The sequence below is a fragment of the Lactiplantibacillus sp. B652 genome (assembly GCF_023806745.1).
Taxonomy (GTDB): Bacteria; Bacillota; Bacilli; order Lactobacillales; family Lactobacillaceae; genus Lactiplantibacillus; species Lactiplantibacillus pentosus.
The window spans coordinates 1-337 of sequence record NZ_JAMSKY010000079.1; the positions used below are offsets into that span (position 1 = coordinate 1).

Annotated in this window: 1 pseudogene; it reads right to left on the reverse strand. The window is 38.6% G+C overall.

The features are described 5' to 3' along the window. Positions 1-165: pseudogene (locus tag MZO40_RS17085) on the reverse strand (transposase); the annotation flags it as partial. Positions 166-337 lie beyond the last annotated feature (172 nt).

Consider the following 337-nt stretch of genomic DNA (forward strand, 5'->3'; position numbering starts at 1 on the left):
CAACTGGTAACTCGCGCCATTGACAGCCAGTTCTTAAAACATAGACAACTGCACAGAACAACTCATAAAGATCATACTTTCGAGGCCTCGTTGAACGCCGTGCAGCTTCTAAGTCGGACGAATGAGTTCAAATTGTTGGCGGGAAATATTGCTTGGGTAGTTCATGACTAATCACCTTTTTTGAACTATCATACCAAATATATTAGATTTTAAACAAGTTCTTACAAGTTGAAATTGCAACACTTACGAGCCAAATGGCCGCCTGATTTAATGCTTTCCAGGGTTCAAATAAGTTATTAATCGCGATTAATGATTTATTTGAGCTGTGGAAGGTAAA